This is a genomic window from Arcicella sp. (genome assembly GCF_964672035.1).
In genome coordinates this window covers 19,090-27,148 of record NZ_CBABQS010000066.1, presented here as the reverse complement: position 1 = coordinate 27,148, position 8,059 = coordinate 19,090, and the positions used below count along the sequence as shown (strand labels likewise).

Here is an 8,059-nt window from a genome sequence, read left to right as displayed (position 1 = left end):
TCTGAGCGAAAGTATTTAGGCATAAAAAAAGTGCCGAAAGGGTTAAGAATCTAAATTTCATTCGATTAAAAAAGAGTTGATATAAATAAAGTTTGCAAGATAATAATCTTTGATGGGATATTAACGAAGCGGGGATTAAGAAAGTGTTGGAGGCAACAAAAAAGCCCAATTTTGAGGTCGGACTTTTGGAATCATTCAAAATCTTCTAAAAGTTCTTCTAATTCATTTGAGGTTAAATTAGACTTTTCTTTTTTATCATAAATAGTCAATAGAATTACTTCTTCATTTTCAGTAATCACATAAGTAATAACCCTTGCACCGCCTCTCGAACCTTTGCCTTTACTTTTTTTACCTATTTTTATTTTATAGCAATCTCTGCCCAATGGAATTCCAAATGTAGGATTTTCAGCTAATTCATCTCCTAATTCTATTAGTTCGTTTCGTAAAGAAGCATATTTTTTTAGCAGTTTCTTTGCATCTCTTTCAAAACTTCTGGCAGGTCTAACACTATACATTTTCTAAGAATTCTGAGAGAGTTCTCAGTTTTATTTTTCCTTCTTTGTGTAATTTAACATCTTGTAATCCCTCTTTAATCTTCGAGACTAATTCGTTTTTACTAATAAACTCTTCCTCTTCTACTAATATTGAAGCCAACTTGAATCGTTCCTTTTTAGGAAGTTGTATCGCCAAGTCAACTAACTGATTAAGCGTTAATTGAATATTGGCATTAAAATTAAGGGTCGTTTTCATAAGACAATTTACTTACTGTTTATTTACAAAAGCAATTTAGCAAAAAAGGCTGATTTTTAAAAATCAGCCTTTTGCATCATGTATCGCATTCTATTATTTTTTCAAATTATAAGTTGCTGATATTGTTTTGGCAGTTTTCAATTCTAAATCAGGATCAAGCCCTTTTGCAGCAAATACATAAGCACCGTATAAATAAACCGCAAAATCAATCGAAAGTAAATCAATGACAAACTGTCCGTCCGTTCCTTTTTTAGATAATTTACCTATTCCAAATTTCAATTCTGAATTTGTTAAACTAACAATCTCAAAAGTTTGAATTGATGGGTTACCTTTTGAATCTTTGGCAGTGTTTGAAGTGATTGTAATCATTTTACCGTCTGCTGCAACGACATATTTACCCGCATCAGTTGTTGCAGAACCACTATTACTCGGAATAACTGCAGTTCCATCAGCTTTAAATTCAAAAGTTTGTGCTGCAAAGGCTTCACCAGTTTTTACGTCTAATTTTTTAATATCGTCTGTTGAGGCATCAACTGTTTTAGTATCAGTAATAACTCCTAAACCGCCTACTTTCCAAATTCCTACAACCGTCGGAGGTGCAACTTCTGCCGTTTTACTACAAGATGAGATAACAAATGTTAAAGTGGTAGCTAAAAATAATAAAGTAATTTTTTTCATGATATTTTTAATAGTTTAAAATTAAGTCCCAAAATTACTTCTTAGCTTTCTGAACATCACAATCGCATTTATTAAACGGTAAAAAAGGGATTGATTTATCAAAATCAATCCCTTTTTAAATAAAAAAACTAAAATCGTACATCTAAAATCAAAACTATTCCCACTCAATCGTAGCGGGTGGTTTTGAAGAAATATCATATACAACTCGATTTACACCTTTCACTTTATTGATAATTTCATTGGAAATATCCGCCAAGAAATCATACGGTAAATGACACCAATCGGCTGTCATGCCGTCCACCGATGAAACTGCACGTAGAGCCACAACTCGTTCATAAGTACGTTCATCACCCATTACACCCACGGATTGAATCGGCAAAAGCATTGCTCCTGCTTGCCAAACTTGGTCGTATAATCCTCTATTTTTTAGTCCATTGATAAAAATATGGTCAACTTCTTGAAGAATTTGCACTTTTTCAGCCGTAATATCTCCCAAAATTCTAATGCCTAAACCTGGTCCTGGAAAAGGATGGCGACCTAAAATAAATTGTGGAATTTCAAGCGTTTTACCCACCAAACGAACTTCATCTTTAAACAAAGTTTTCAAAGGCTCAACCACTTGCAATTTCATATAATCGGGTAAACCGCCCACGTTATGATGCGATTTAATAGTCTGTGAAGGACCACCACTTACCGAAACCGATTCAATAATATCGGGATAAATGGTGCCTTGCCCCAACCATTTTACGTTCTCAATTAAATGAGATTCATGGTCAAAAACATCGATGAATGATTTTCCAATGGCTTTTCGTTTAGCTTCGGGGTCAGTCAAACCTTCTAAAGCTTTATAAAATATATCCTTTGAATTAACCCCTTTTACGTTTAATCCTAAGTCTTTATAGGACGCTAAAACGTCCTCAAATTCGTTCTTTCTCAATAAACCATTATCCACAAAAATGCAGTAAAGATTCTTGCCAATGGCTCTATGAATCAACATCGCTGCTACCGAACTATCAACGCCTCCCGAAAGCCCCAACACCACTTTATCATCGCCCAATTGTGCCTTCAAAGCGGCCACGGTTGAATCTACGAAAGAATCGGCCGTCCAATCTTGTGAACATTTACAAATATCAATGACGAAGTTTTTCAACATCGTTTTGCCTTCCAATGAATGCGTAACTTCGGGATGAAACTGGATTCCGTAGGTTTGTTCTCCTTGAATATGGAAAGCGGCATATTTTACGTCATCGGTTGAACCAATTACTTCAAAATCATCAGGAACCGACATAATCGTATCCCCATGCGACATCCACACTTGGCTGTTTTCAGAAACGTTATTCAATAATAGACTTTCTGCTACTTTTTTCAAATTTGCTCTTCCATACTCACGGTGACCAGCATTGTAAACTTCTCCCCCACCCAAAAAGGCCATCAATTGCGCTCCGTAACAAATACCTAAAACAGGTAATTTTCCTCTGAAAAGACTTAAATCAATGCGGGGAGAATCTTCATCACGCACCGAACACGGACTTCCAGAAAGGATAATTCCCTTTACGGATTCGTCAATCACAGGAATTTTATTGAAAGGATGGATTTCGCAGTAAATATTGAGTTCACGAACACGACGAGCGATTAACTGGGTAACCTGTGAGCCAAAATCAAGAATAATTATTTTTTCGGACATTTTTTGGAGTGAATACTGCGGTTGTCTGTGCGGGTACTGAGACGCATCGTCAAACAACGGCGAAAAAAATTAAAAAGCAAATTTCGGGAAAATTTATGGTTTTTGAGTAGATGTTTGAGAGTATTCTTAAAATTAAATCATTATTTGTTGATTATCTGATCGTCAATGCTCAAAATTGCTTAAATCTTGATGTTTTAACTTTAGAAATACCGAAGAAAGTCTCAAAATTGCATTTTTCCAAGTTGAGTAGTACTGCACTATATGTTTAACCGAAATACCATTTTGATTTTTCAAAGAATGTGTCCTTAACATTTGGTTAATCCAAAAATAATCGGTAAGTTTAATTAAGAAAACGCCCAAACCTTAGTGAATTCTGTTCCGATCAAACAGGGTTTTTCTATAAAATCGGAGAGTTCTTTGACATTCATTTAATATTCCTTTTTTTATGTTTCGTATTTGCGGGCAGTTGTGCTTTTGTAAATCTGAGAGATGATTGACCTTAAATATTCAAGCAAGAAATAAGAAATCGTAAATGAAACGAAGAACTGCTCCAATGGGCAAATGTCCGTTATTTATCTATCAACTTTTAAACAAAGAGTGCGTATGAAATTACAAGTGCATTCAATACACTTTGACGCTGACATGAAGCTGTTAGAGTTTATCCAATCGAAATTAAATAAGTTGGATATGTTTTATGACCGAATTACTGGTGGAGAGGTTTTTCTTAGGTTAGACAAAGGAGATACCAAGAGGGTCAAGAGTAAAATGTTGGAAGTAAAAATCAGTTTACCAGGAGCTACATTGTTTGTAAAAGAACAAGCCTCCTCTTTTGAAGAAGCCATGGATATAGCCATTGAAGCTTTGAAAGTTCAACTCAAAAAATTTAAAGATAAAATCCAGGAAAAACTAAATCCTACCCGTGATGTTTTAATGTCGATGGCGATGGAAAGTTAATTAAGAGAAGTTGTTTTCTCTAACATACCATAAAATAAAAAGGGTTGCTTTCTCACGAGAGCAACCCTTTTTTATTTTCTTTTTGAATACGAAAATTAATCACACAAAGTTATTCAATCCTTACAAACTAAACTTAGCCTTCACAGCATCCACGAAATCCAATTTCTCCCACGTGAAAAGTTCAACTTCAACTTCTTTCACTTTTCCATCTGGACTTTTAAAAGATTTTGTTACTACTTCATTTTTACGTCCCATGTGTCCATAAGCAGCTGTTTCTGAATAGATTGGGTTACGTAATTTCAAACGTTGTTCGATGGCATAAGGGCGCATATCGAAAACTTCTTCTAATTTACGAGCAATCTCTCCGTCGGTCATATCCACCTTAGCCGTCCCGTAAGTATTTACGAATAAACCACATGGTTTTGCTACGCCGATGGCATAAGAAACTTGTACTAAAAGTTCATCACAAAGACCTGCTGCTACTGCATTTTTCGCTACGTGACGAGTTGCATAAGCCGCACTTCTATCCACTTTTGATGGGTCTTTCCCAGAGAATGCACCACCACCATGAGCGCCTTTTCCACCGTAAGTATCCACGATAATTTTACGACCTGTCAAACCTGTATCTCCGTGTGGTCCACCAATTACAAATTTTCCAGTTGGGTTAATATGGTAAGTAATTGCATCCGTGAAAAGAGGTTGTAACTCAGGTTTCAATTTTGCTTTTACTCTTGGAATCACGATATTGATAATGTCCGCTTTGATTTTCGCTAACATTGCTTCATCTGCATCAAAATCATCGTGTTGCGTTGAAACAACGATGGTATCAATTCTTTGAGGAACGTTATCATCAGAGTATTCAATGGTTACTTGTGATTTTGCATCTGGGCGAAGGTATCCTATTAATTCAGGTTCGTTGTTACGAATTTCTGACATTTCTTTCAAAATCGCATGAGCTAAATCCAAAGCCAAAGGCATATAATTATCGGTTTCACGAGTTGCGTAACCAAACATCATTCCTTGGTCGCCTGCTCCTTGTGCATTTGCTTTTGATTCAAAATCATCGGCAGTCACTCTATCAACACCTTGGTTAATATCATCCGATTGGTCATGAATTGCTGAGATAATACCGCATGAATTAGCTTCAAACATATACTCTGACTTCGTATAACCGATTTTACGGATAACTTCACGGGCAATTGCCTGTACGTCAAGATAAGTTTGAGTTTTTACTTCACCCGCCAAAACTACTAAGCCCGTGGTTACAAGGGTTTCGCAAGCTACTTTTGAAGAGGGGTCAAACGCCATGAAGTTATCAATCAATGCGTCTGAAATTTGATCTGCAACTTTGTCTGGGTGTCCTTCCGAAACCGACTCAGAGGTGAAAAGATATGCCATTATATTTAATTTATGAAATATGAAAAATCTAATAATTCACAAATTTAAAAGGAATATTTTGAAATGACAATTTGGGTTGTGGAAAGGGGATTTTATGGATAAATTATCTATTTTATTCCAAAAAATAGATATTATGCCTAAATAAATACACTTATTTTAAAATTAACGCTATTCTTAGTATCTATATGACCTACAATATTCAGTGTAATATTTAAACAAAAAGTACGATGTCAAAATATCTTTTTCCTCAAAACATCCCAAGCAGCTTTGATGAAGGGCGGTTTGGGAACGGTATTGATAAACAAAATATCTTCAAAGAAAGAAGTATCCTCATCCAAAAATTTCAAGACTTTCGAGGGATTATTATTTTTGAAAAAACCCGTGAAAATTCGATCTTGGGGCGTTCTATTTTTCAACATTACGTTCAATAAAACGGTGTCCAAAAAGCCTTTCCAAGGGTTGAATTTCATACCGTTTGATACTTTGGCATTGGTCGCTAACGATTTTACTAAATTCTGTAAAAATCGCTGACTTCGTTGAAAAGTATAGCCCGTTGAAGCCTTCACGTAACCGCCCGAAGTACCAATGCGGATGACTTTGGGCATCGGCAGAACTTCATGGATTTCGTCTGACATCGGAATAATGCCAAACTCCGTTTCAGAAATTTGATATTCATTGGTTTTAATTTTATACTCGCCCACTTTTAACGTTTCTTCGATGTATTTTTTCAAATAAAATTCGTACTCGGCATCCGTGATTAAATTGTCCGAAAAAATAGTAAATTCAATCAATGCCTTCGTTTCGGAATAAGGCAACACATACACAAAGCGAAGTTCGTTTTTCTGCTCAGTTCTAAAATCAAAAAGGATTGGTTCATTAACATTAAAAACCGGTTTTTGCGTTTCAATTACCCAACCTTTAAAATGCTGCAACATATTATGATATTTAGGATTATCATAATTTGAACGATAACAACTATCAAATACAAATTCAGAAGCAAAAAAATCGCCGTGGTCTGTTTTCACTGTTTCGTTCAATTCTAAAATGTCCGCTTGTAAAAATGTAATGTTCGTGTTCTCTTTTAGGATACCAAAAATATATTCATAAAAATCAATGGCACGAATCATCTTGTAATTATATTCCTGCAAATCAAGAAATTGTGAAAAGTTGTCCGTTCCGTGAAACCAAACGCCTTTCCATTGTTTAAAAATAATTTCTTCAAAAGGCGATATTCCTTTTTCCCAAAAACACCAAGTATGATCGTTCGTATTCTTCTCATCACGGTCGATAATGAGGATAGATTTGTCTCGTAAAGTACTTTGATTGAGATAAAAAGCCAGTGAAAGTCCCGCCATGCCTCCGCCAGCGATGATATAATTGTAGGTGTTTGAAGGATTTTGAGTGTTTTTGAGGGACATATACAGCTTAATTACAAGTGATAACAAATAAAAATCCCGTAAGTTTTAAATTTTACGGGATTTCTAAACTACTAAATTTTTATAGCAAAACTTCTCGAAAATTTCAAAATTTTTGAGCGCTCAACTTTAACTATCTATTTCTATATATGCTTCTCCGCATGATAACTACTTCTCACCAAAGCGCCAGATTCTACGTAATTCAAACCACGTTTCAAGCCTTCTTCTTTGTACATTGCAAAAGTATCAGGGTGAATCCACTCGATAACTTCGTGGTGCATTTTGGTTGGTTGCAGGTATTGTCCCAACGTCAACACATCCAACCCATTTTCGATTAAATCGTCTATTGCCTTGAAAACTTCATCTTGCGTTTCGCCCAAACCAAGCATAATACCCGATTTCGTACGTTTTCCGTATTCTTTGGTACGTTTTATTTGTTCTAAACTACGGGCATATCGAGCTTGTGGACGCACATTTCGGTATAAACGTTCAACCGTTTCCATATTGTGCGAAACTACTTCTTGCCCCCCTTCAATCATTCTAATTAGCGCATCCCAATTCCCTTTTGTATCAGGAATAAGTGTCTCAATAGTTGTGGCAGGTGATAATTCTTTCACTTGAACAACCGTTTGATACCAAATTTCGGCACCTTTATCTTTCAATTCATCCCGATTTACGGAAGTTAAAACAGCGTGTTTCACACCCATCAATTTGATTGCCTCCGCCACACGGCGAGGTTCATCTTCGTCATATTCATTCGGGCGACCCGTTGCTACTGCACAGAATGAACATGAGCGGGTACAAATATTTCCCAAAATCATAAAGGTTGCCGTTCCTGCACCCCAACATTCCCCCATATTTGGGCAATTGCCTGATTGACAGATGGTATGCAATTTATTTTCTTGAACGATATTCCTCACACGGGCGTACTCGTGTCCGATGGGCAATTTCACCCGAAGCCAATCGGGCTTTTTATTATGTCTGGTCGCAGTTGGCGTTATTACTGGTAATTCTATCATTATTTAGGTAATTAGGGATTGGAGAGTATGGGATAAGGTGTTAACCATATTTGCCAATACTATTCCTTTTTATCCTGCATTAATATGCGTTCCACAAATTTAAGTCTCATTAAAACAAAAACATCAAGAAAATGAAAATGGTTTATATTTTCTTATTGATT

Annotated in this window: 8 protein-coding genes; 1 reads left to right on the top strand and 7 read right to left on the bottom strand. The window is 35.9% G+C overall.

The window, feature by feature from the left end:
* Positions 1-191: 191 nt before the first annotated feature.
* The 4 genes from AC1W31_RS15780 to guaA form a co-directional block, all read right to left on the bottom strand.
* Entirely contained in the window at positions 192-515 is a 324-nt protein-coding gene (locus AC1W31_RS15780; protein ID WP_481735445.1) for a type II toxin-antitoxin system RelE/ParE family toxin, read from the bottom strand.
* Entirely contained in the window at positions 508-750 is a 243-nt protein-coding gene (locus tag AC1W31_RS15775) for a hypothetical protein (RefSeq protein ID WP_481735444.1), read from the bottom strand. The genes AC1W31_RS15780 and AC1W31_RS15775 overlap by 8 nt, the downstream gene beginning before the upstream one ends.
* A gap of 93 nt (positions 751-843) precedes the next feature.
* Positions 844-1,428, bottom strand: a complete 585-nt coding sequence (locus AC1W31_RS15770; protein WP_481735443.1) for a hypothetical protein — start codon at positions 1,426-1,428, stop codon at positions 844-846.
* Positions 1,429-1,582: 154 nt separating this feature from the next.
* Positions 1,583-3,112, bottom strand: a complete 1,530-nt coding sequence (guaA, locus tag AC1W31_RS15765; RefSeq protein WP_481735442.1) for a glutamine-hydrolyzing GMP synthase — start codon at positions 3,110-3,112, stop codon at positions 1,583-1,585.
* Between the two features lie 603 nt (positions 3,113-3,715).
* Here guaA and hpf point away from each other — a divergent pair.
* Positions 3,716-4,066 carry a ribosome hibernation-promoting factor, HPF/YfiA family gene (hpf, locus tag AC1W31_RS15760; RefSeq protein WP_481735441.1) on the top strand — a complete coding sequence of 117 codons (351 nt, stop codon included), beginning with the start codon at positions 3,716-3,718 and terminating at the stop codon, positions 4,064-4,066.
* A gap of 120 nt (positions 4,067-4,186) precedes the next feature.
* Here the strand turns inward: hpf and metK are convergent, their stop codons facing one another.
* From metK to lipA, 3 genes are all read right to left on the bottom strand, one after another.
* Positions 4,187-5,464, bottom strand: coding sequence for a methionine adenosyltransferase (gene metK / locus AC1W31_RS15755; RefSeq protein ID WP_481735440.1), 1,278 nt, complete (start codon positions 5,462-5,464; stop codon positions 4,187-4,189).
* A gap of 230 nt (positions 5,465-5,694) precedes the next feature.
* Positions 5,695-6,882: a lycopene cyclase family protein gene (locus AC1W31_RS15750; protein ID WP_481735439.1), complete on the bottom strand. Its 1,188-nt coding sequence runs from the start codon at positions 6,880-6,882 to the stop codon at positions 5,695-5,697.
* Positions 6,883-7,022: 140 nt separating this feature from the next.
* Entirely contained in the window at positions 7,023-7,898 is an 876-nt protein-coding gene (lipA, locus tag AC1W31_RS15745) for a lipoyl synthase (protein ID WP_481735438.1), read from the bottom strand.
* Between the last annotated feature and the right edge of the window lie 161 nt (positions 7,899-8,059).